The 1,022-nt window shown below is 68.5% G+C and carries 3 protein-coding genes; all 3 read right to left on the bottom strand.

Annotation, left to right across the window (positions count from 1 at the left end; all coding sequences use genetic code 11):
- A partial coding sequence (locus tag ACF088_RS41425; RefSeq protein WP_392381147.1) for a DinB family protein occupies positions 1 to 224 on the bottom strand: 224 nt, incomplete at its 3' end.
- Positions 225 to 233: 9 nt separating this feature from the next.
- Positions 234 to 515, bottom strand: coding sequence for a hypothetical protein (locus ACF088_RS41420; RefSeq protein ID WP_392381146.1), 282 nt, complete (start codon positions 513 to 515; stop codon positions 234 to 236).
- A 132-nt stretch (positions 516 to 647) separates the two neighbouring features.
- Positions 648 to 1,022: LysR family transcriptional regulator substrate-binding protein (locus ACF088_RS41415; RefSeq protein ID WP_392381145.1), on the bottom strand; the 375-nt coding region annotated here is incomplete at its 5' end.

The raw sequence follows: 1,022 nt of genomic DNA, 5'->3' as shown, positions 1-1,022 counted from the left end.
TCCATGAGCCCGTCGAGTTCCGGGTCCGGGCTGGGCTCGGCCGCGGTGAGGTTGCGGATCATGAAGTGGGCGACATGAGCCTGGTGACCCAGGTGCCAGCCGATCGCGCTGGAGTCCTCGTGCGGGCGCCAGGTCACCTCGTCCGGACTGAGGTCTTTCCACAGTTCGTCGGTGTAGACGCGGGCGCGGTCGTATTCGCGCAGCAGCGCCGTGAGCTCGTGCACGACCGGGCCTCAGACGGTGTCGTAGACGCGCACGTCGGGGTCGGCCTCCAGCAGCGGGGCCAGGCCGCCGACGACGTCACGGGTGAACAGCTCGCTGGCCAGGTACGTCCTGGCGTCGGCCACGCTCCGGAAGCCGTGGAGGACCTGGACGTCCTCGTCCCGGACGAGGAGCTCCTTGCTGAGGGCGCCGGGGGCGGTGTCGAGGAACGGCTGCTTGTACTTCTCGTACACGCCCGCGGCTGCGGCACGGTGGGCCGGGTCCACCTGCAAGGTGATCTGGAGATACGCCATGGTTATGCCTCTCTCGATGGGCAGGGAGGGGACGGAACGGTAAGTCCCGCAATGTGCCTGCCACGTTAGGCATTCCCGGCAAGGTCCGGTAGGGGACCACGCTGAATCGGGCTATAAGCGGTGCGTATGGCCCTAGTGGCGGGTGGCCGCGAGGCTGTCGGCGAGGCGGAGCAGGTCCGGGGCGAGCGGGGAGTCGGCGCTCCAGACCGCTTCGAAGGAGATCTGCACTTCGCGGCCCTGGTCGTGCAAGGGACGGTGGCAGACGTCGGGCGAGCTGAGCTTGGAGCGGGGGACCAGGGCCGAGCCCAGGCCGAGCTTCGTCCAGTCCTCCAGGACCCGATAGCTGGCGGCCTCGCCCGGATAGGTGTTCAGGGCCATCTCGTGCGCCTGGAACAGCTGCGTGGTGAAGGTGGTCAGGCCGCAGGTGTCGGGGACGAGGATGAACTGCTCCTTGCCTGCCTCCGTGAGTTCGACGGGGGTTGCCTTCGCCGCGTCGGGAGTGACGAC

Source organism: Streptomyces sp. NPDC015125 (assembly GCF_043080045.1).
In the GTDB taxonomy this organism is placed as follows: Bacteria; Actinomycetota; Actinomycetes; order Streptomycetales; family Streptomycetaceae; genus Streptomyces.
The sequence above is the reverse complement of the archived record's forward strand: the minus strand, read 5'-3'. Positions and strand labels throughout refer to the sequence as shown.